Genomic DNA, 21,395 nt, shown 5'->3' with positions numbered 1-21,395 from the left:
GGCCACGTCCGAACAATCTCCTCTGGTCGCAGTGACCCCATCAATCAAGCCACTGCATCACCAAAATATCGATATTTTTCATCTTCGACTAAACTAATCCCCATCTTGATGAATGTTTTCCAAACATTGCTTGGAACATAAGAAGGAACATCCATATCGAATTGAAGTGTCTTATTTATTTCATCGACAACAAAAAAATCACTATCTTCCTGATGATCAACATGCATTCCCTGGTAGCTCCAATCTATTCTAGACTTCTTATCCCGGCTCTTGAATGTCGGATACTTGTTTTTGCCCCTAAGACCAGCAAATACCTTCCTAGGCAAAAACCAATTTCCAAAATCGTTTTCTATCGTATTACCGAACAGCTGATTACAATCATCGCTCTCGTATCTCGTGAAGATCGTATTATTGCCGAGCGCTTCCGGGATTGCGTGAGCAATATTTTTAAACTTCACTTCAGGCGCCGTCTTTCTGCAAAACCGGCATCGATTTTCATTTGCCCGACCTAGGATGATTTTCGGCTCATCAGGAGCAATACGCCAGAATTTCAAATCATAATGCTTCATGTAGAAGCTCATCGACTCATCGATCAGTCGTTCGATCTCTTCATCGGATTGCACGCGCTTCATTTTGACGAAGCTACAAATCTGTAGAAGGAAGTTTAGCAGTCACCCCCGCCCCACCTCCACCGGCTCCGCCTCCTCCGGCAAGGGTACATACGCGCACCACTCACAAATCCCCCGCTCGGCCCCCCGCTGCGCGTTCCGCTGTGAGCAGAGCGGACACACCAGAAGAATCAGCCGTCCGCCGGCGCGCAGGGCCAGCCCGCGGCCTCGGAACGTGACCTCATGGGCCCCGTCGCCCGGCTTTTGCGCGCGTACCCAGCCGCTCACCGGGCGCCCCTCCGGCCAGCCGGTCAGAGCCCGTGCCGCGCCGTCCGTTCGATCCCATCCGCATGCGATGCCGCCCCCCAGCGCTGCTGCCAAGATTGATCCCGCCGGGACAAGCCCTGAGCCGGCGAATGGCTCCGCTTCCGGCTGTGCATGGGACCGGGATGCGCGCGGGCCCGATCGCCCGTATGACTCACCCCACACGAAGCGGGAGCGAGTCGGGATCCGATGCAGGGCGAACACGGCGCGGCGGCCTCCGGCCTGCCCACCTATGCCGACGTGGCGCGCGCGGCCGAGCGGATCGCGGGGGCCGCGCACCGCACGCCGGTGCTCACCTCCCGCACCGCCGACGCGCGGACCGGCGCAAAACTGTTCTTCAAGGCCGAGAACCTGCAGCGGGCCGGGGCCTTCAAGTTCCGCGGGGCCTACAACGCCATCAGCGCCCTGTCCGAGGCGGAGCGCGCCCGCGGGGTGATCACCTTCTCGTCGGGCAACCACGCCCAGGCGGTCGCCCTGGCCTGCCGCCTGCTCGGCGCCCCGGCCACGATCATCATGCCGGAAGACGCCCCGGCGGCGAAGATCGCGGGCACACGCGGCTACGGCGCCGAGGTGATCCTGTACGACCGCTACAGCCAGGACCGCGAGGCGCTCGGCCGGTCGATCGCGGAGCCCCGGGGCCTGACGCTGATCCCGCCGTTCAACCATCCCGACGTCATCGCCGGGCAGGGGACGCTGGCGCAGGAGCTGATCGAGACCGTGGGCCCGCTCGACGTGCTGGTGGCCTGCCTCGGCGGCGGCGGCCAGCTCGCGGGCTGCGCGCTCGCCGCGGCGGAACTGTCCCCGGGCTGCCGGGTGATCGGCGTCGAGCCCGAGGCCGGCGATGACGGGCAGCGTTCGTTCCGGGATGGCAATATCGTGACGATCCCGGTGCCCCGCACCATCGCCGACGGGGCGCAATCGACGGCGCTCGGCGCGCTCACCTTCGGGATCATCCAGAGCCACGTGGCCGACATCGTCACGGTCTCGGACGCGCAGCTCGTCGAGACCATGCGGTTCTTCGCGAGCCGGATGAAGATCGTGGTCGAGCCGACCGGCTGCCTCGCCGCGGCGGCGGTGCTGCACGGGCTCGTGGATATCAAGGACAAGCGGGTCGGCGTGGTGATCAGCGGCGGCAACGTCGATCTCGCGACCTTCGCGCAGCTCACCGCCTGACGCGCCGAATGCCGGGCGGGTGTGACCCGGGCGCGGTGGACCGAGGGCCGCCCAATGCTTATCTTGTAGCCGTCAGAATGCGCGCCCCCGGGCCTTGAACCCGGATCGGCGGGAGGGTGACGATGTCGACTGGGTTCAAGGTTCTCTCGCTGACCGATCGGGCCGCCGATCGGATCAAGGCGATCATGGCGGATGCCGACCGGCCGATCGCCGGCCTGCGGGTCGGCGTGCGCAACGGCGGCTGCGCCGGCATGTCGTACACGATGGAGTATGCGGAAGCCGTCAAGCCCGGCGAGGACGTGGTCGAGGATCGCGGCGTCCGGGTGTTCGTGGATCCGAAGGCGGTGCTGTTCCTGCTCGGCACCGAGATGGATTTCACCACCAACAAGCTCGCGTCGCAGTTCGTGTTCAACAACCCGAACCAGACCTCGGCCTGCGGCTGCGGCGAGTCCGTGGCGATCACGCCGGTCTCGGCCGACCGGATCCCCGCTCCGGTCTGAAGTCCCGGGTTTCCAAAGGACGAGTCCTTTGGTGGGGTGTCGGGGTGAAACCCCGACGAACGGCTCTTCCACCTCCTTCGAGGGGGGTGGAAGAGCCGTTTCGCAGGGCTCTGCCCTGCACCCGCGAAAGGGCTCGCCCTTTCGAAACCCGTTACGCCACCTGCGTCAGGGCCTCGGCGGTGTCGTCCACGGCGCGGTTGCGGCCGCCGCGCTTGGCCGCGAACATGCACAGGTCGGCCCGCTCCATCAGCGAGGCCGGCGTATCGCCCGGGCGCAAAACCGCCACGCCGAGCGACACCGTGACCTTGCCGAGCGATTCCCCCGTCGAGCGCTTCACGAGTTCCCGCCCCATCACGCTGGCGCGGACCGTCTCGGCCACCTGCCGCGCGGCGCTGCGGTCCGCCCCGGGCAGGACGATGCCGAACTCCTCGCCGCCGAACCGGGCGAGCTGCGCGGTTTTGCCGGCCTTCTCGCGCATCACGATCGCCACGAGCCGGAGCACCTGATCACCCGTCAGGTGGCCGTACTGGTCGTTGAACCGCTTGAAGAAGTCGATGTCGAGGATGATCAGGCTCATCGGGCCGGCCCGTAGGCGCGCCGCGTCCATGGCCGCTTTCAAGGCCTCCTCGAACGACTTGCGGTTCGAGAGGCCGGTCAGCGTGTCGGTCAGGCTTTCGAGGCGGGTCGCCTCCAACTTCTCGCGCAGGGTCTCGATCTCGCTGCGGGTCTCGCGCATGCGCGCTTCGAGCACCCGGTTGTTCACCGCGACCTCGCGGGTCGTGGAGGCGAGCGTCGCGACGATCTCGCCCAGCCGCGCGCCGCTCGGCAGGCCCTGGGCGAGGTCCTGGGCCAGCCCGCGCAGGGATTCGCCGAACTGGGCGGTGGAGCCGAGGGAGAGATCGAGGATATCGGTGACGGCGGCGATCTCGCTCAGGACCACGCCGCTGATGTCGCCAGCCGCGGTCGCAAGGCGCCGCCCGTCGAGATACGTGTCGTGCAGGTCGTCGATATCGGCCTCGGTGAGGCCGCCGTTCTGCGTGGTGAGGCGCTTCACCGCGTCGCTGAGCAGCGGAATTTCCGCCGCGACGTAGGTGTACCAGACCGCGTAGGCGCGGGGGGTCGCGGAGGGGCCGTAGTCGCGAATCAGATCGTGCGCCCGCTTCGCCAGCGCGAAGCTGCGATCACGATCCGAATGGGTCTCCTGGCTCATTCCGGTCCTGCCGCTCCCCAGACCACCGGCGCTTCAGCGCTCGGGGCCTGAAAACCAATCTACGGCAGGTGGGTAGATGGGACGTTAAGCCGGAATAGTCTCGTTATTTATCTTTCTTCGCCATGACTGGACGAAGCAGGAAGGCGGGCACGTGCGAACCCAGGCCGACGGGGGTGTCGCCCTCCGCCTCGCCCCGGCGCCCGCGCTCGTCCCGCGCCCGCTCCTCGCGGCGCGGCTCCGGCGCGGGCCGGCTCTGGGCCCGCGGGGCGCCGGACGCGGGCCGGCTCTCGGCCCGCGGAGCAGTGGATACGGGCCGGCCCTCGGCCCGAGGAGCAGCAGACGATCCGCCGCGCCCGCCGCGCGCCTTCGGGCGCTCCCCGGCCTCGGCGCTGCGACCACCGCCTGAGGCAGCGCCCGAGGCAGTGCCCTTGGCCGAGCGCCCCCCCCGGCGGCCTTCGCCGGAGCGGCCACGATGGCGGGTGCTGGTCTCGCCGGAGGAATCGGCCACCGAGGTCAGATCGCCGTCGAACCACGGGATCGGCTGGCCGATCAACGTCTCGATAGCCCCGAGCGAGCGCGCATCCTCCGGCGACGCAAGCGTGTAGGCCGTGCCGCTCCGGCCCGCGCGCCCGGTACGGCCGATCCGGTGGACGTAGTCCTCCGGGTGGTGCGGCACGTCGAAGTTGAAGACGTGGCTGACAGCCGGAATGTCGAGCCCGCGGGCCGCCACGTCGCTGGCAACCAGCAGGGCGGTCTCGCCGTTCCGGAAGGCGTCGAGCGCGGTGGTGCGGGCGCGCTGATCCATGTCGCCGTGGAGCGCCGCGGCGTCGAAGCCGTGGCTCACCAGGGATTTCTGCAGCAGGGCGACATCGCGCTTCCGGTTGCAGAAGATGATCCCGTTCTTGAGTTCGGCCTCGCCGCGGATCAGGTCCCGCAGCCGCTCGCGCTTGGAATGGCCCTCGGAGCCGGTGGCAACGAGGCGCTGCGTGATCGTGGTGGCCGTGGAGGCCGCCCGCGCCACCTCGACCCGCTGCGGGTTGTGCAGGAACATGTCGGCCAGCCGCTCGATCTCCGGCGGCATGGTCGCGGAGAAGAACAGGGTCTGCCGGGTGAACGGCACCATCTTCACGATGCGCTCGATATCGGGGATGAACCCCATGTCGAGCATCCGGTCGGCCTCGTCGATCACGAGGAGCTCGACACCGGTGAGCAGCAGCTTGCCGCGCTCGAAATGGTCGAGCAGGCGGCCGGGCGTCGCGATCAGCACATCCGTGCCGCGCATCAGCTTGGCGTCCTGATCGGCGAAGGAGACGCCGCCGATGATCAACGCCACGTTGAGCTTGTGGTTGGTGCCGTAGCGGTCGAAATTCTCGACCACCTGGGCGGCCAACTCGCGGGTCGGCTCGAGGACGAGCGTGCGCGGCATCCGCGCCCGGGCGCGGCCGTTCTCCAGCAGCGTCAGCATCGGCAGCGTGAAGGCGGCGGTCTTGCCGGTCCCGGTCTGGGCGATGCCGAGGACGTCGCGGCGCGCCAGCACGTGGGGGATAGCCTCGGCCTGGATCGGCGTCGGCTCGGTATATCCCGCCGCTTCGACGGCATTCAGGACTTTCTCACTCAGTCCCAGGTCGGAAAAAGGCATCTGCGTTCAGGAACCGTTGCGCGCCCGGCCGGCGCGAAGGACACCGTCGCGGCAACGGCTGGGGATGGCTCGCGCGGGGCGCTGGTACGCTCCCGGGGCCGCGGGGCGCATGCTGGGAGTCAGTTAGGGGGTTGGCGCGACTTGTCAATCTCGCAATGCGCGACCCTGCGCCGCCACGCACAGCGGATCATGGTCTGAGCGGCGCCGGGTCGGCCAGGCGGCAGGGGTCGAGATGCGTGCCGCGCGCTGCCCCGGCAGCGGTGATCGCGCCGGTGGTCTCGGGCTCGACCGGCACCGGACCGGCCGCATGGACGATCCGGGCGGGCGCATCGCCGGCCGCGATCCACCGGGCCAGCTGCGTGGTGCCGAGGACGGCCAGGAATCCGACCACCGTCGACACGAGCAGCGTCCGGCCGAGCAGGCTCGCCGATGTATCCGACTTGGTGCGTTCCGGGCCTGGCGCATCGACCGGCCGCCGCCGGCCGAAGGATTTCGGAGCCTGATCGTGGCGGACGGGCATGAGCGACTCACTCTGCCGAGCGCGCGCCCGGTCTTCGACCAGGACTCATCGGATGACAGGGTTAACCCGGACTTTACGCGCCGCGCCGCCGGACAGATCCAAAACGGGGCAGTGCCGTTTCCGCACCCGAAGCTTCCTGAGTTGACGCTTTCGATTGTATTTTCCCTCAACGATCATCTAATCGCAACTTGAACTTCAGTTTATATCGCTATCTACAAATCAATTATCAGACTATCAAACGCACTTATTACGTCCACATCGCTCTCATGAAGGATTACAGCGGGTCGAAGTCTTTATGATTCGTTGATAGGAAGCATCTAGTCTGCCGATGCTTGTTGCAGTAAAGCGACAGACCTTGCGCACCGGAGCGCTTAGAAGACTGCCGGCTCCCGTCAACCCAGGACCTTTGGAACTATGAAGAAGCTTCTCCTTGCGTCGACTGTGCTTGTCGGCACCGCCGCAGCAGTTTCCGCGGCCGACCTGCCGCGCCGCGCGGCCCCGCCGCCCGCTTTCGCGCCCGTGCCGGTCTTCACCTGGACGGGGTTCTACTTCGGTGGAAACGCCGGCTACGGCATCGACGCCAACAGCCGCCGCACCACGAACTACAACCTGCCGGCCGGCTCGGTCGTCGGATCGGAGGACACCGCTGGCGTCATCAGCGTGAACAAGCGGCCGAGCAACGACGGCTTCACCGGCGGCGCGCAGGTCGGCTACAACTACCAGTTCACGCCAGGCTCCGGCGTGGTGATCGGCTTCGAGGCTGACGCCCAGTATGTCGACTTCGCCCGCCGCGCCAACGGCACGCAGAACTACACCGGCCTCGGCAATCCGGGCTACGCCTTCACCAGCCCGCGCGCCTACGTCGCCACCAGCGGCAATGGCCTCGACTACTTCGGCACGGCGCGTGGCCGCATCGGCTACGCCTTCGACCGGACCCTCGTGTACGGCACCGGCGGTTACGCCTACGGCTCGGGCCAGGACGACCAGAACTTCGCTGGCCGTCGGTTCCGCGACAGCTTCCGCACCGGCTACGCGGTCGGCGGCGGTGTCGAGTACGCGCTGCCCACCGACTCGTTCCTGAACTTCTTCAAGTCCTCGGCCGTGACGTTCAAGGTCGAAGGCCTGTACGTGAACCTCGACCGCCAGAAGAACGCCGCCTCCGGCGTCTACCTCCCCGGCGTCCTGCCCCCGAACGGCACCGTCTACCTCAACGGTGGCGCCGCCAAGACCGAGTTCGCCGTCATCCGCGCCGGCATGAACTACAAGTTCGGCTCGTACTGAGCTTCGCGCACGGGGCCGGGTTTCCCGGCTCCGTCGCGAACGGGTCCGGCCGCAAGGCCGGGCCCTTTTTCGTTCTGTGGACCCCGAACGAGAGGGGCGGGTGCGACATGGCGGGCCGGAACCGGGCCGGGACCGAACGATTGTGCCCGCGTCGCCCGCTGGACCAGGGCGCAGCGGAGCGATCAGCCATGCGGAACCCTTGTCTTCTCCTGTCGCTGGCGGCCTTCCTCGCCGCCGCCCCGGCTCATGCCCAGGACACGAGCGTGATCGGCAACGGCACGGTCCTGCCGGGAACGGGGCCGGGGACATCGACCGGCGGCGGCACCGGAGCCGGCCGCTTGATGGAGGCGGCCAATGCCCAGGATGCGGCGAAGCGTCAGGGATTGAAGCCTGTCGCGTTCCTGACCACGACGATGATCGGGGTAGAGGTGCGCAACGCCGCGGGCGACAGCGTCGGCAAGATCGACAATTTGCTGATCGCCGATGGCGGCACCCTGAAGGCAGTCGTGCTCGATGTCGGCGGCTTCCTCGGCATCGGCAGCAAGCACATCGCGGTGGAGCCCGGCGCCCTGGTGCTGCGGCCGGGCGGCGACCGGTTCTCGGCGGTCCTCAACATGAGCAAGGACGCGATCTCCGCCGCCCAGCCCTTCGATCCCGCGAAGGCGATCGCCGCGCAGTAGGCTGAAGCGCACCCCGACGAAGCGGACATGGGCTCGGCGCAAGAGCGCGCGTCGCAACGCGCGTATCGAGTCGCGACCGATGGCAACGCGCGCGGGCAGGCTTCTCATTGCCTTACACCGCCGCATCACGCGATGCGGCGGCCGGAGCAGGGGCCTCAGATATCGAGATCCGCGCCCTCGGCGAAGGCGGCGCGCTCGCTGATGAAGGCGAACCGCGCCTCGGGCTTGTTGCCCATCAGGCGCTCGACCGTGTCGCCAGTCGATTCCCGAGCCTCGTCCAGGATCGCCACGCGCAACAGGGTGCGCTTCTTCGGATCCATGGTGGTCTCCTTGAGCTGGGCCGGCATCATCTCGCCCAGGCCCTTGAACCGCCCGATCTCGACCTTGCCACCCTTGAACACCGTCTTGGTGATCCGCTCCCGGTCGGCGTCGTCGCGCGCATACGCCACCTTCGAGCCCTGCTGCAGCCGGTAGAGCGGCGGGATCGCGAGGTAGAGGTGGCCGCGGTCGATCAGCTTCGGCATCTGGCGGTAGAAGAATGTGATCAGCAGCGAAGCGATGTGGGCGCCGTCCACGTCGGCATCCGTCATGATGATCACCTTGTCGTAGCGGAGATCCGCCTCGCGGAAGGCCGTCCCGGTGCCGCAGCCGAGCGCCAGGGTCAGATCCGAGATCAGCTGGTTGGCGCCGAGCTTGTCCCGGCTCGCCGAGGCGACGTTCAGGATCTTGCCGCGCAAGGGGAGGATCGCCTGGGTCGCCCGGTCGCGGGCCTGCTTGGCCGAACCGCCGGCCGAATCACCCTCGACGATGAAGATCTCCGAGCCCGCGGTGCCGGCCGCCGAGCAATCGGCGAGCTTGCCGGGCAGGCGCAGCTTGCGGGTGGCACTCTTGCGGGCGACCTCCTTCTCCTGGCGGCGGCGCAGGCGCTCCTCGGCGCGGTCGATCACCCAATCCAGGACCTTGTTGGCCTGGGCCGGGGAGGCGGCCAGCCAATGGTCGAAGGCATCGCGCACCGCCGTCTCGACGATGCGCTGCGCCTCCACGGTGGCGAGCTTGTCCTTGGTTTGCCCCTGGAACTCCGGCTCCCGGATGAACACCGAGAGCATCGACGCGCAGGTCGCCATGACGTCGTCGGTGGTGACCGCCGTCATGCGCTTGGCCTGGTTCACCCGCTCGGCGTGCTCGCGCAGGCCGCGCAGCAGGGCGACCCGCAGGCCGGCCTCGTGGGTGCCGCCCTCGGGGGTCGGGATCGTGTTGCAGTAGGAGTGCGAGAACCCGTCCTCGGTGACCATCCAGGCCACCGCCCATTCGAGCGACCCGTGCGAGCCCGGCTTGGTGATCTTGCCGGAGAACATCGCCTCGGTGACGAGTTCCTTGCCCTCGATGTCCCGGGCGAGATAGTCGCGCAACCCGTCGGGGAAGCGGTGCACCGCCTCCGCCGGCACGTCCGCCAGCCCTTCCAGCAGGGCGGGGGCGCAGCGCCAGCGGATCTCGACGCCGCCGAACAGGTAGGCCTTCGAGCGCGCCATCTTGAACAGGCGGCGCGGGTCGAACTTCAGCGAGCCGAAGATCTCGGCGTCGGGATGGAAGCGAACCCGCGTGCCGCGCCGGTTCTGAACCCGGCCGACCAGCTCCAAGGCCCCCTGCGCATGACCGCGTGAAAACGTCTGGCGGTAGAGGGTCTGGTTGCGGGCGACCTCGACCTCGAGCAGGTCGGAGAGCGCGTTCACCACCGAGATACCGACGCCGTGCAGGCCGCCCGAGGTCTCGTAGACCTTCGAGTCGAACTTACCGCCGGCGTGCAGCGTGGTCATGATGACCTCCAGCGCCGACTTGCCGGGGAATTTCGGGTGCGGGTCGACCGGGATGCCGCGGCCGTTATCGGTCACCACGAGGGAGCCGGATTCCTCCAGCTCGACCTCGATGAAGCTGGCATGGCCCGCCACCGCCTCGTCCATGGAATTGTCGATCACCTCGGCGAAGAGGTGGTGCAGCGCCCGCTCGTCGGTGCCGCCGATATACATGCCGGGCCGGCGCCGGACCGGCTCCAGGCCTTCCAGCACCTCGATGTCGGAGGCGGTGTAGCCGGCCTCGGGCTCGGCGGCCGCGAGCGCTGTGACCGAGGCCGTGGCCTCCAGGCGCCGCCGCGGCTCGGGCGAACGGGCGGCCGAGCCCTTCCCGCCCGGCCCGAACATGTCGCGTGCCGGATCGCTCACGCGCGGCCTCCGCGGGCGCGGCGCGTCGGCCGGCTCGGAATCGCGCAGACGGATCTGGGGTCGTGGAGCATGCGCCTTCATCCCCGCAACATAGCGGAACAAAACGGAAACATCAAAGCCATTCGCCTGGAGCGTTTCGCTCTGGCGACGCGGCGCTATCATCGCATGCTGCGCCGCCGCGAGCGAGGGGCTGTTCGGCGCGCCCGTACGGGACCTTTCGGCCGCGCGTCATCGCAGTGTTGCACAACAATGGGTTAAAGCTTTCTCGCGACGCAACCGCCGGATCACAGTAGATCTCCGCCGGAACGGTTCCGAACGCGCGACGTTATTGGCGAAGATAAAACTTGACCGTGGCCAGCGGGCTGCAGTCCTGGGAGGCTCAGTCCATGAGTGACGCCGCGATCGAGGCCCGTCGCCTGACGCTGATTCGCTTCGAGCATGCGGCCGGCGCCGCCTTCGGATGTGACGACGATGCGGCCGGCATTCCGACTGCGCGCGCCCTGGTCAACGCCACCACGATCGCGCTGGCGACCTTCGCGACCGCGGTCGCGGCGACGATCACCTATCTGGTCTGAGCCGGACAGGATCCGTGACGTGCTCCCGGCAGGCGTGAACCGGAGCGAATTCCGTTCGACGTCCAACCCTCCGCCTCATCCAGAACTGCCCGAGCGCAGCGGAGTCCTGAGGATGAGGAGGTGGATGGGATCACCGTCTCCTCCACCCCAAGGTGCGTTCAGCCAGCCCCCGTCTTCTTCGCCGGCGCCTTTTTAGCGGCCGGCTTTTTCGCGGGTGCCTTCTTGGCCGTCGTCTTGTCGCCGCTGGCCGCACGGGACGACGTTTTTGCCGTGGGCTTGGCCGTGGTCTTCCGCGCGCCGCCGCGCTTGACCGGCTTGCCGCCGCCCGCGGCGCGCTTGGCATTCACCAGCGCGATCGCCTCGTCGAGCGTCAGCGCCTCGGCGGCCATCGTCTTCGGCAGCGTGGCGTTGACCTCGCCATCCGTGACGTAGGGGCCGTATTTGCCGGCCTTGACCACGAGGTCGCGTCCGCTGGTCTCGTTCTTGCCGATGGGCCGGCCCGGATCGGCGGCCGGGCGCCCGCGTCCGCCGCCCTGCTCCTTGGCGACGATCAGGTCGATGGCGCGGTTGCCGCCGATCTCCAGCACGTCGTCGTCCTTGCCGAGATTGGCGTAGGTCTTCCCGTGCTGCACGTAGGGCCCGAACCGGCCGAGATTGGCCAGGATCGGCTCGCCGGTCTCGGGATGGCGCGCCACCTCGCGGGGGAGCGACAGCAGGGCCAGCGCCTTCTCCAGATCGACCGAGGAGGGGCTGGCCCCCTTCGGCAGCGACGAGCGCTTCGGCTTCGCGGCGTCCTTCTCGGTGGAGGCCTCGCCGAGCTGGACGAACGGACCGAACCGCCCGTCGCGCAGCGTCACCGGCAGACCGGTGACGGGATCGTTGCCCAGCACCCGCACGCCCGGCTGGCCGCCCTCGGCGGACGAGCCGTCCCCGTCGCCATCGACCCCCGTGGCCGAGAGCTGACGGGTGTATTTGCACTCCGGGTAATTCGAGCAGCCGATGAAGGCGCCGAACTTGCCGAGCTTCAGCGACAGCTGGCCGGCCCCGCAGGTCGGGCAGGTGCGCGGGTTCGAGCCGTCGCCCTTGTCGGGGAAGATATGTGGGCCCAGCAGGCCGTTCAGGGCCTCCAGCACGTCGGTGACGCGCAACTCCTTGGTCTCGCCGATCGCGGCGGAGAAGTCGCGCCAGAAGTCGCGCAGGACCGCCCGCCAGTCGATCTCGGCATTGGAGACCCGGTCGAGCTGCTCCTCCAGGCTGGCGGTGAAATCGTACTCGACGTAGCGCCGGAAGAAGCTCTCCAGGAAGCCCGTGACGAGCCGGCCCTTATCCTCCGGCTGCAGCCGCTTCTTTTCGATTTTGACGTATTCGCGATCCCGCAGGGTCTGGAGCACGGCCGCATAGGTGGACGGGCGGCCGATGCCGAGTTCCTCCATGCGCTTCACGAGGCTCGCCTCGGAATAGCGCGGCGGCGGCTCGGTGAAGTGCTGGGTCGAGCTGATCCGCTCGCGCTTGAGCGGATCGCCGGCCTTCATGGGCGGCAGGCGGCGGCTCTCCTCGTCCTCCTCGTCGTCCTTGCCCTCTTGGTAGAGCGCCAGGAAGCCGTCGAACTTCACAACCTGGCCGGTGGCGCGCAGATCGATCTGGCGCGGCCCGACCTTCGCGGTGACATCGACGGTGGTGCGCTCCAATTCGGCCGATTCCATCTGGCTCGCCATGGTGCGGGTCCAGATCAGGTCGTAGAGCTTGGCCTGCTCGGGCTCGAGGTGGCGCGCGACGGCCTTCGGCAGGCGGCCCATATCGGTCGGCCGCACCGCCTCGTGGGCCTCCTGGGCGTTCTTGGCCTTGACAGTGTACTTGCGCGGCACGTCCGGCACGTAGCGGTCGCCGAACTCCTTGCCGATCACCCGGCGGGCGTCCTGGATCGCCTCCGGCGCCATGTCGACGCCGTCGGTCCGCATATAGGTGATGATGCCGACCGTCTCGCCGCCGACATCGACGCCCTCGTAGAGGCGCTGGGCGACCCGCATCGTCTGGGCCGGCGCCATCCCGAGTTTTCGCGAGGCTTCCTGCTGGAGGGTCGAGGTCGTGAAGGGCGGCTGCGGATGGCGCTTGGCGGGCTTGGCCTCGACGCTCGCCACCTGGAAGGTCGCGAGTTCGAGATCGCGCTTGAAGGCGGCCGCCTCCTCGCCCGTGCCGACATCCAGGCGCTGGATGCGCTTGCCGTCGGCGCCCACGAGCCGGGCCTCGAAGGTGGCGCCGTCGGCGGTCGTCAGCGTGGCGATGAGCGTCCAGTACTCGCGCGGCTTGAACCGCTCGATCTCCATCTCGCGCTCGACCACGAGGCGGAGCGCCACCGACTGCACGCGCCCCGCCGAGCGGGCGCCCGGCAACTTACGCCACAGGACCGGCGAGAGGTTGAAGCCCACGAGGTAATCGAGCGCCCGGCGCGCCAGGTAGGCATCGACCAGGGCCTGGTCGATCTCGCGCGGCTTGCGCATCGCCTGCTCGACCGAGGATTTGGTGATGGCGTTGAAGGTCACGCGCTCGACCGGGATGCCCTTGAGCACCTTGCGGGCGTTCAGCGCCTCCAGCACGTGCCAGGAGATCGCCTCGCCCTCGCGATCCGGGTCGGTCGCCAGGATCAGCTTGTCGGCGCCCTTGACGGCCTTGGCGATCTCGCTGACCCGGCTGGCGCCACGGTCGGCCAGCTCCCAGATCATCTTGAAATCCTGTTCGGGATCGACCGAACCGTCCTTGGCCGGCAGGTCGCGGATATGCCCGAAGGAGGCGATCACTTCATAGTCGCGGCCGAGATACTTATTGATTGTCTTCGCTTTGGCCGGCGACTCGACGACGACGACTTTCATACAGACCTCTGCCCCTGACGGAGCCTGGGCGCGACGGACGAATTCTGTTCGAGATTCGCGTGGGACAGATGCCCGCCGTCGGGCCGGGGCCGCGCGCCGGGGACAAGTGGGTCACGGGCGGCGGGTTGTCAAATGGCGGGGGTGACGCAAGCTTCACCCGAGGGAGTCGGCGTAGGCCGCGCACGAGGCCTATATGACTCGTGTGCGATGGCGATCACTTACGATCCCGCGAAGCGCGATCGGACGCTGGCGGAACGGGGACTCGATTTCGAGGACGCAGCCGTTGTGTTCGAAGGTCCGGTGTTCACGTTCGAAGATACCCGCCAGGACTACGGCGAATGCCGTATCGTCACCGTCGGCTTCCTGGCCGGTCGCATGACGAACATAATCTGGACTCCGCGCGGGCGGGACCGTCACGTTTTCTCGATCAGGAAGGCCAATGTCAGAGAGCAGAAGCGCTACGCACCGCTCATCCGCTGAGGCTACGATCAAGAGCGACCTGGCCAAGGTGGACGCACACACGATCACGCAGGAGGAGTACGACGAGATCCCCGAGTTGACGGACGCGATGCTCGCGCGCGCCGATTTTTATGTCGGCGACCGATTCGTACGGCGTGGGTCGACCGGCAGGTCCGACGCGATGGTCGCAATCCATCTCCTGCCGGAGATCGTGACATATTTCCGCGCCCAGGGTCCGGGTTGGCAAGCCCGCATCAACACCGTCCTGACGGAGGCGATCGAGCGCGAGCGTACGTTGAAATCTCGCTAAGCGCTCAGATCCCCGCGTACCATTCGTAGCCGCGATCCTCCCAGTAGCCGCCGCTACCCTGGCCGATGCCGGCCAGCGACTCCACCATCTCCACCCGCATCACGTACTTGGCCTGCTTGTAGCCGAGCTGGCGTTCCACCCGCAGGCGCAGGGGCGCGCCGTTCGAGACCGGAAGCGGCTTGCCGTTGAGGTCGTAGGCCAGGATCGTCTGCGGATTGAAGGCGTCATAGAGGTCGATGCTCTCATAGTAGCGGATCGGCGTCCCGATCGGCTCTGGCTCCGGGGCCGCATCGCCTTGACCCCAATCGTCTTTCGGCGCATCGGTGGCGGTGGCCGGGCCGCCCCAATCGTCGGCGGCGGCGAGCTGGACATAAGCCTCGCGCACCGCCCCGGGATGGGTCGGGCGCCACAGGGACGCCCCCTGACCGCGGCCCTTGCCCCCGCCCTTGGGGCCCGCTTCGACCTCCAGGGTGTCGGCGCAGTGGAACACCGCGTAGCGCGCCTGCGGCTTCAGCCCGGCCTTCTTCAGCACCTCGGCGAGCGGCACGCCGCTCCATTGCCCGATGCAGCTCCAGCCCTCCACGCAATCGTGACGGGTGATCTGGGTGCGCGCGGGCAGGGCACGCAGGTCCGCGAGGCTGAGCGAGAGCGGCGTCTGGACGAGCCCGTCGACCGAGAGCTTGAAGTCCGAGAAGTTCTGCGCCGCCATCGCCCGGTAGGTGCGGTCCGGCGGGTCGATCGTGCCGTTCGGCTTGAACCAGGGCGAGATCATCGAAGCCGGGAATTCCCGGGCCAGCGTCGTCGGCGACATCAGCAAACGCTGGACGTATTCATTGGCGTCCTCGCCGACCTTAAGGGTGCGCTGCCCCGTCCCGGTCCCGGCAAATCGGTCGCAGCCGCCGAGCAAGGCGGTGCCCATCAGGCCCGCGCCCGCAGTGAGGAGCTTGCGGCGGTGGAGGATCATCGCACGCTCTCCCGATCACGGCCGAGGCTGAACCAGCCGGTGATCATGCCGCGCATGTTGTTGACGAGCCCGGAGACGATCACGAGCACCACGTGGACCACCACGAACAGCACGATCAGCCCGGCCGCGATGAAGTGGATGCTGCGGGCCGATTGCCGGCCGCCGAACAGCTCCGTGAGCCAGGGCCAGGCGGCGTCCATCCCGGGCGACATGGCGAGACCGGCGAGCACCATGGCGGGCAGCAGGCCCAGCACCAGCACGAGATAGGTCAGCTTCTGGATCGCATTGTAGCGCTTGGCCTCCGTGCCCTCGGGGAAGCGCAGGAGGAGGTGCTCCTTCACGGAGCCGCCGAGATGGCGGATCTGGTCGCCGTCCGGGATCAGACGTCGGCGAAGCTGGCCGGAGACCAGCCCGTACAGGAGGTAGACCGCGCCGTTGATCACCAGCAGCCATGCGAACAGGAAGTGCCAGCGCCGCCCCGTGGCGAGGTCCTGGTTGGCCGGCAGGGTCGCCCAGGCCGGGAAGGCGCGCTCGACCTCGGTGCCGCCTTCTTCCGACAGGCCGAGCACGCCGGTGGTGTCGAGGGTGTGGGCGCCGACCGTCACGACGCCGCGGTTGGTGCCGTCGCGTCCCTGATCGCTGGTGATGGCGAGGGCCGGCGTGTCGAAGGTCGAGACCGCGCCCCAGTAGAGGGCCGGGTGGGCGTTGAAGATCTGCAGGCCGCTCATCAGCAGCACGAGCAGCACCGCGGCGTTGATCCAGTGCGCCAGCCGGATCACCAGCGGGTGGCGGTAGAACCAGCGGCGCCCCTGCCGGTCGACGGTCTCGGGGGCTTCGAGGGCAGGGGAGGCGGCCAAGCGTTCGGATCCCGGGGAGGCGGTGCGGGGCCGGGAAGGATATGCGTCCCGGCCGTTCGGGCGGATACGTGGGGCAGGGGCGTTCGGTTACCATCCGCCGGAAAAAAGGCCGCAGGCTTTTCCCCTCCCAAGCGGCTGGGCCGATTCGGAGCACCACCCAGCCTGAATCCCCGCGCGTCCTCCCGCCCCCCTCTGCGCTAACGGATCCACACGTCTCTCTTGGAATGGGGAAGGCGGCTCCGCGCCTCTCCCTCCCCCCTTTGCGGGGGAGGGTGGCCCCCGGAGGGGAGTCGGGTCGGGACGAAGTCCCGCGAGGGGGGAACCCGGCTTCAGAAGCGGTCGTGAACTTCATGCCGGTCGCATCCTCTCCGGACACCGCGCTCCCCTCTCCTGACCCCTGCTGACGCAGGGGCCACCCTCCCCCGCAAAGGGGGGAGGGAGGGCGCATGAGCCAGCCGGGCCGCCCCATTTGACAACCGCACGATGATCCCAAACCCGATGTGTGAATCCGCAAGCCTCGGCAGGGGAGGGAGAGCAGCAGCCTTGCCCACCGGCCGCGCCGCACCTACACCCGGGCCTCATCATGACGAGCCTCGCGCCCTTCCCGCACCGGCACCTCCTCGGCATCGAGGGGCTGACCCGGCCCGACATCGAAGCGCTGCTCGACGCGGCCGATGCCGCCGTCGAGATCTCGCGGCAGGTGGAGAAGAAGCGCACGACCCTGCGGGGCCGCACGCAGATCAACCTGTTCTTCGAGCCCTCGACCCGGACGCAATCGTCCTTCGAGCTCGCCGGCAAGCGGCTCGGCGCCGACGTGATGAACATGTCGGTGGCCTCGTCCTCGGTGAAGAAGGGCGAGACCCTGATCGACACCGCGGCGACGCTGAACGCCATGCGGCCCGACATCATCGTGGTTCGCCACGAATCGGCCGGCGCCGTGCATCTGCTCGCCCGCAAGGTCGATTGCGCGGTGGTCAATGCCGGCGACGGCGCCCACGAGCACCCGACCCAGGCGCTGCTCGATGCGCTCACCATCCGCCGCAACAAGGGCCGGATCGAGGGCCTGCAGGTGGCGATCTGCGGCGACGTCCTGCACTCGCGGGTGGCGCGCTCCAACATCATCCTGCTGCAGGCGATGGGCGCGCGGGTCCGCCTGATCGCGCCCTCGACGCTGCTGCCCGCGGGAATCGAGCGCTTCGGCGTCGAGACCTTCACGGATATGCGCAAAGGTCTCGACGGCTGCGACATCGTGATGATGCTGCGCCTCCAGCGCGAGCGCATGAACGGCTCGTTCGTGCCCTCCGTGAAGGAGTATTTTCGGTATTTCGGCCTCGACGGCGAGAAGCTGGCGCTCGCCAAGCCCGACGCGCTCGTGATGCATCCGGGCCCGATGAACCGGGGTGTCGAGATTTCTTCGGAGATCGCCGACGGGGCGCAGTCGCTGATCCGCGAGCAGGTCGAGATGGGCGTCGCCGTGCGCATGGCGGTGCTGGAGGCGTTGGCCCGGCACCTGCCGAACGAGTAGGCGGCGCGGCGGTGGGGCCCATGAGACGCCGCTCTGTCCCGGACGCCTGGAACGCAGTGGCAGGCGATCCGGGACCCAGCATAGGGAAGGCCGCGCAAGCGGCACAGGTTGGTTCAGTTGGACGCTTCGCGCCGTCTTCTGCTGGATCCCGGGTCGCATTCCGTTCACGCTGCGTGCGCCTGGGGAAAGGGCGGCGCACCGGACAATCCCCGCCCAGCTTCACCCGCGCGGCTTGCCCGCGCGGCGGCCGTGACGCAGTTTCCTGCCGAATTCCGGTCCTGCTCCCTATAAGGGGCCGTCGTAACATGCAGATCGCTTCATGACCGCCTACACGCTCGCCGATCTCGCCGCCCTGGTGGCGAGCCGGGCCGGAACCGATCCGGCCACCTCCTACACGGCCAAGCTCCTGTCCGAGGGCCCCGCCAAGGCGGCCAAGAAGCTTGGTGAGGAGGCCGTGGAGGCGGCGATCGCGGCCGTGCAGGGCGACAAGACCGGCCTGAGGAACGAGGCCGCCGACGTGCTCTACCACCTCGTGGTGCTGCTGCGCGCCGGCGAGGTCGAACTCGATGCCGTGATGGCGGAACTGGAACGCCGCACCGCCCAGAGCGGCATCGCCGAGAAGGCCGCGAGGCCGCCCACGTGAACGCGGCCGCGCTGCCGGGCTCGGTCGAGGCGATCCTCGAAGCGTCGGCCGGGCTCTCGCCCTATCGCCGCTTCAGCCGCGAGGAATGGGCGCAGTTGCGCGCCGACACGCCGCTCACCCTCAAGCCGGAGGATATCGAGCGGCTGCAATCGATCAACGACCCGATCTCGGTCGAGGAGGTGGTGGCGATCTACCTGCCGCTGTCGCGGCTGCTGGCCCTCTACGTCGCGGCGACGCAGGGGCTGTTCAAGGCGACCCAGCGCTTCCTGCTGGCCGAGCGCGAGACCAAAGCGCCCTACATCATCGGGTTGGCCGGCTCGGTGGCGGTGGGCAAGTCGACCACCGCCCGCATCCTGACCGCCCTGCTGGCGCGCTGGCCCAACACCCCGAAGGTCGATCTCGTCACCACCGACGGGTTCCTGCTGCCCAACGCCGAGCTCGCCGCCAACGGGCTGATGGAACGCAAGGGATTCCCTGAGAGCTACGACACCGCCGCGTTGCTGCGCTTCCTCCACGACGTGAAGGCCGGCCACAAGCGGGTGACCGCGCCGCTCTACTCGCACCTCGTCTACGACCGGGTGCCCGGGGAGGAGCGGGTGGTGGAGAGCCCCGACATCCTGATCGTCGAGGGCCTGAACGTGCTCCAGCCCGCCCGCCTGCCGCGGGACGGGACCGCGATCCCGTTCGTGTCCGATTTCTTCGACTTCTCGATCTATCTCGACGGCCACGAGGACGACCTGCATCGCTGGTACGTCACGCGCTTCATGAAGCTGCGGCAGACCGCGTTCCGCGACCCGCGCTCCTACTTCCGGAAATACGCCGGGATCCCCGAGACCGAGGCGCTCGACATCGCCGACCGGCTTTGGACCACGATCAACCTGCCGAACCTGCGCGAGAACATTTTGCCGACGCGCCAGCGGGCGAGCCTGATCCTGACCAAGGGCGCGAGCCACCGGATCGAGAGCGTGGCGCTGCGGCGGCTGTAGAGGCACTGGAGGCGCGCGTCTTTCTCCCCCCTTTGCGGGGGAGGGAAGCCGCGCGGCTAATCCGGACCGCGAACTACACGAACGAAAGCGCCGCCTCCGCCACGTACGGCCCACCCCCGGTCGATGCCTTCGCCGAGAACAGCGTCACCCGGTCGACATCGAACGTCAGCGGCGCGAAGGTCGGCGCTTGCGACAGGTACATCGCGGCGGCCTCCGGCGTGGCGTCGCGGCGCAGGCGGGCCAGCGTGATGTGCGGGGTGAATTTCCGCCGCTCCGGCGCGAGTCCGGCCCGGCGGACCAGCCGCTCCTGCTCGGCCTGCAGATCCATCAGACCCGCCTCCGGCACCACCGAGACGTAGAGCGCCCGCGGCTTGTCGCCGCCGAAGATCCCGAGACCATCGAGCGTCACCGTCAGGGCGGGGCGCGCCCGCATCTCGGACAACGCTTCGACCACCTCGTCGGCCTCGGGCGCCTCGACGTCGCCGATGAAGCGAAGGGTCACGTGGAAGTCGCCGGGCTCGATCCAGCGCGCGCCGGACAATCCGCCTTGAAACACCTTCAGCGTGTCCGCGATCTCCGGCGGCACGGCCAGCCCGGTGAACAGGCGCGGCACTACCGCGACGCCCCCTGCCGGAGGCCTCCTAGAAACGTCTCGACCGTCGGCAGCATGCGGGAAGCGATGGTCTCCACGCCCTGGCGGTTCGGGTGCAGCATGTCGTCGAGGTGCTGTGCCCGGTCGCCGATGATCCCGTCGAGGAAGAACGGATAGAGCATCAGGTCGTAGCGCTTGGCGAGCGTCGGGTAGATCGCGTCGAACCGCGCCTTGTAGTCCGGCCCGAGATTGGGGGCCGCCTGCATGCCGGCGAGCAGGACCGGGATGCCCCGCGCCTTCAGCCGCGCGACGATCGCCGACAGCGCGCCCTCGGTCACCGTCGGGTCGGTGCCGCGCAGCATGTCGTTGGCGCCGAGTTCGAGGATCACCCCGTCGGTCCCGTCCGGCACCGACCAGTCGACCCGGTCGAGCCCGCCCGTGGCGGTGTCGCCGGAGACGCCGGCATTGGCCACCGTCGCGTCCACGCCCCTGGCCTTCAGCAGCCGCTCCAGCACGGTGGGGAAGGCGGCGTCGGCCGGGAGCTTGTAGCCCGCGGTGAGGCTGTCGCCCAGCGCAACGAGCTTGATCGGGCCGCCCGGAGCGGCCTGCAGCGCTGTCATGAAAGGGACCATCAGGAGCGTTAGCGCTGCGGCAAACAGGGCCGTGCGCCGGAACACAGCGCCGCCATCATGGCGCGGCCCCAATGTGCGACCCATATCGCGGTGCAACCACGGCCCGTGCAGCCAAGATCGAAACCAAGACAGGACCTCGCGCGCCATGCTCGTCATCGCCCACAGATCGGCCGCCCGATGAGCCAAGACAAGATGGGACAGGCCCCCGCGATCGCGCTGTCCGACATCGATCTCAGCCTCGGCCGCGGCGCCGCCCGGGTTCATGTCCTGCGGGGGATCTCGCTGCATGTCGGCCGCGGCGAGGCGGTGGGGCTCGTCGGCCCGTCCGGCTCGGGCAAGTCGACGCTGCTGATGGTCATGGCCGGGTTGGAGCGGCCGGATTCCGGTGGCGTCGTCATCGAGGAGACCGACCTCGTCCGCCTCGACGAGGATGCGCTCGCCCGGTTCCGGGGCCGGCGGATCGGGATCGTGTTCCAGGCCTTCCACCTCGTGCCGACCATGACGGCGCTTGAGAACGTGGCGCTGCCGCTGGAACTCGCCGACCGGCCCGGCGCCCTGGAGCGGGCCCGCGCCGAGCTGGAGGCGGTCGGCCTCGGCCACCGGCTGCACCATTACCCCGCGCAACTCTCGGGCGGCGAGCAGCAGCGCGTCGCCATCGCCCGAGCGGTCGCCCCCGATCCGGCGATCCTGGTCGCCGACGAGCCCACCGGAAACCTCGACGAGGCCACCGGCCGGCAGATCGTCGACCTGCTATTCCGGCTGAAGCGCGACCGCGGCGCGACGCTGGTGCTGGTCACCCACGACAACGGCCTCGCCCGCCTGTGCGACCGCACC

General features: G+C 68.3%; 21 protein-coding genes. 11 read left to right on the top strand and 10 right to left on the bottom strand.

Features of this window, described 5'->3' with window-relative positions; all coding sequences use genetic code 11:
* Positions 1–44: 44 nt before the first annotated feature.
* Positions 45–623, bottom strand: a complete 579-nt coding sequence (locus OXS49_RS03795; protein ID WP_267421941.1) for an HNH endonuclease — start codon at positions 621–623, stop codon at positions 45–47.
* Between the two features lie 498 nt (positions 624–1,121).
* Between OXS49_RS03795 and OXS49_RS03785 the strand changes: the two genes are divergently transcribed.
* Together OXS49_RS03785 and OXS49_RS03780 are read left to right on the top strand one after the other, a co-directional pair.
* A complete protein-coding gene (locus tag OXS49_RS03785) occupies positions 1,122–2,105 on the top strand; it encodes a threo-3-hydroxy-L-aspartate ammonia-lyase (protein WP_267421938.1) in 984 nt (327 codons plus the stop codon).
* A 122-nt stretch (positions 2,106–2,227) separates the two neighbouring features.
* On the top strand, positions 2,228–2,605 hold the full coding sequence (locus OXS49_RS03780) for an iron-sulfur cluster assembly accessory protein (RefSeq protein WP_243999718.1): 378 nt from the start codon (positions 2,228–2,230) through the stop codon (positions 2,603–2,605).
* A 151-nt stretch (positions 2,606–2,756) separates the two neighbouring features.
* Here OXS49_RS03780 and OXS49_RS03775 read toward each other — a convergent pair whose 3' ends face one another.
* From OXS49_RS03775 to OXS49_RS03765, 3 genes are all read right to left on the bottom strand, one after another.
* Positions 2,757–3,815, bottom strand: a complete 1,059-nt coding sequence (locus OXS49_RS03775; protein WP_243999720.1) for a GGDEF domain-containing protein — start codon at positions 3,813–3,815, stop codon at positions 2,757–2,759.
* A 103-nt stretch (positions 3,816–3,918) separates the two neighbouring features.
* A complete protein-coding gene (locus OXS49_RS03770; protein WP_267421934.1) occupies positions 3,919–5,454 on the bottom strand; it encodes a DEAD/DEAH box helicase in 1,536 nt (511 codons plus the stop codon).
* Positions 5,455–5,641: 187 nt separating this feature from the next.
* Positions 5,642–5,974 carry a hypothetical protein gene (locus OXS49_RS03765; RefSeq protein ID WP_267421931.1) on the bottom strand — a complete coding sequence of 111 codons (333 nt, stop codon included), beginning with the start codon at positions 5,972–5,974 and terminating at the stop codon, positions 5,642–5,644.
* Between the two features lie 414 nt (positions 5,975–6,388).
* Here OXS49_RS03765 and OXS49_RS03760 point away from each other — a divergent pair, with 414 nt between their 5' ends.
* Together OXS49_RS03760 and OXS49_RS03755 are read left to right on the top strand one after the other, a co-directional pair.
* Complete coding sequence (locus OXS49_RS03760; protein ID WP_243999726.1) at positions 6,389–7,255, top strand: porin family protein; 867 nt, start codon at positions 6,389–6,391, stop codon at positions 7,253–7,255.
* A 188-nt stretch (positions 7,256–7,443) separates the two neighbouring features.
* Complete coding sequence (locus OXS49_RS03755) at positions 7,444–7,935, top strand: PRC-barrel domain-containing protein (protein ID WP_243999728.1); 492 nt, start codon at positions 7,444–7,446, stop codon at positions 7,933–7,935.
* A 155-nt stretch (positions 7,936–8,090) separates the two neighbouring features.
* On the opposite strand, the gene parE is transcribed toward OXS49_RS03755, so the two are convergent.
* A complete protein-coding gene (parE, locus tag OXS49_RS03750; RefSeq protein WP_243999730.1) occupies positions 8,091–10,151 on the bottom strand; it encodes a DNA topoisomerase IV subunit B in 2,061 nt (686 codons plus the stop codon).
* Positions 10,152–10,537: 386 nt separating this feature from the next.
* Here parE and OXS49_RS03745 point away from each other — a divergent pair, with 386 nt between their 5' ends.
* The gene (locus OXS49_RS03745) at positions 10,538–10,726 is read left to right on the top strand and encodes a hypothetical protein (RefSeq protein ID WP_243999732.1); all 189 of its coding nucleotides are present in this window, start codon (positions 10,538–10,540) and stop codon (positions 10,724–10,726) included.
* A gap of 158 nt (positions 10,727–10,884) precedes the next feature.
* Here the strand turns inward: OXS49_RS03745 and topA are convergent, their stop codons facing one another.
* A complete protein-coding gene (topA, locus tag OXS49_RS03740) occupies positions 10,885–13,593 on the bottom strand; it encodes a type I DNA topoisomerase (RefSeq protein WP_267421922.1) in 2,709 nt (902 codons plus the stop codon).
* Positions 13,594–13,800: 207 nt separating this feature from the next.
* Here topA and OXS49_RS03735 point away from each other — a divergent pair, with 207 nt between their 5' ends.
* Positions 13,801–14,073: a BrnT family toxin gene (locus OXS49_RS03735; protein ID WP_267421920.1), complete on the top strand. Its 273-nt coding sequence runs from the start codon at positions 13,801–13,803 to the stop codon at positions 14,071–14,073.
* A gap of 28 nt (positions 14,074–14,101) precedes the next feature.
* A complete protein-coding gene (locus OXS49_RS03730; RefSeq protein WP_243999738.1) occupies positions 14,102–14,362 on the top strand; it encodes a BrnA antitoxin family protein in 261 nt (86 codons plus the stop codon).
* A gap of 4 nt (positions 14,363–14,366) precedes the next feature.
* Here the strand turns inward: OXS49_RS03730 and OXS49_RS03725 are convergent, their stop codons facing one another.
* A complete protein-coding gene (locus tag OXS49_RS03725) occupies positions 14,367–15,326 on the bottom strand; it encodes a molybdopterin-dependent oxidoreductase (protein ID WP_267421917.1) in 960 nt (319 codons plus the stop codon).
* The gene (locus OXS49_RS03720; RefSeq protein ID WP_267421915.1) at positions 15,323–16,183 is read right to left on the bottom strand and encodes a cytochrome b/b6 domain-containing protein; all 861 of its coding nucleotides are present in this window, start codon (positions 16,181–16,183) and stop codon (positions 15,323–15,325) included. The genes OXS49_RS03725 and OXS49_RS03720 overlap by 4 nt, the downstream gene beginning before the upstream one ends.
* Positions 16,184–16,766: 583 nt before the next feature.
* Here OXS49_RS03720 and OXS49_RS03715 point away from each other — a divergent pair.
* The 3 genes from OXS49_RS03715 (at position 16,767) to coaA (ending at position 19,337) form a co-directional block, all read left to right on the top strand.
* The gene (locus tag OXS49_RS03715; protein WP_267421912.1) at positions 16,767–17,708 is read left to right on the top strand and encodes an aspartate carbamoyltransferase catalytic subunit; all 942 of its coding nucleotides are present in this window, start codon (positions 16,767–16,769) and stop codon (positions 17,706–17,708) included.
* 319 nt (positions 17,709–18,027) lie between these two features.
* Positions 18,028–18,351: a phosphoribosyl-ATP diphosphatase gene (locus tag OXS49_RS03710; RefSeq protein WP_244004037.1), complete on the top strand. Its 324-nt coding sequence runs from the start codon at positions 18,028–18,030 to the stop codon at positions 18,349–18,351.
* Positions 18,348–19,337 (top strand): type I pantothenate kinase, encoded by a 990-nt coding sequence (gene coaA / locus OXS49_RS03705; RefSeq protein ID WP_244004035.1) that lies wholly within the window; start codon positions 18,348–18,350, stop codon positions 19,335–19,337. The genes OXS49_RS03710 and coaA overlap by 4 nt, the downstream gene beginning before the upstream one ends.
* Before the next feature lie 73 nt (positions 19,338–19,410).
* Here coaA and thpR read toward each other — a convergent pair whose 3' ends face one another.
* Both thpR and OXS49_RS03695 read right to left on the bottom strand, forming a co-directional pair.
* Positions 19,411–19,950: an RNA 2',3'-cyclic phosphodiesterase gene (gene thpR / locus OXS49_RS03700; protein ID WP_267421908.1), complete on the bottom strand. Its 540-nt coding sequence runs from the start codon at positions 19,948–19,950 to the stop codon at positions 19,411–19,413.
* On the bottom strand, positions 19,950–20,549 hold the full coding sequence (locus OXS49_RS03695) for an arylesterase (RefSeq protein ID WP_313901775.1): 600 nt from the start codon (positions 20,547–20,549) through the stop codon (positions 19,950–19,952). The genes thpR and OXS49_RS03695 overlap by 1 nt, the downstream gene beginning before the upstream one ends.
* 204 nt (positions 20,550–20,753) lie before the next feature.
* On the opposite strand from OXS49_RS03695, the gene OXS49_RS03690 reads away from it, so the two are divergent.
* Positions 20,754–21,395, top strand: a 642-nt coding sequence (locus OXS49_RS03690; RefSeq protein WP_267422079.1) for an ABC transporter ATP-binding protein, incomplete at its 3' end; no start/stop codon positions are given.

Source organism: Methylobacterium sp. GC_Met_2 (assembly GCF_026540795.1).
Lineage (GTDB): Bacteria > Pseudomonadota > Alphaproteobacteria > Rhizobiales > Beijerinckiaceae > Methylobacterium.
The sequence above is the reverse complement of the archived record's forward strand: the minus strand, read 5'-3'. Positions and strand labels throughout refer to the sequence as shown.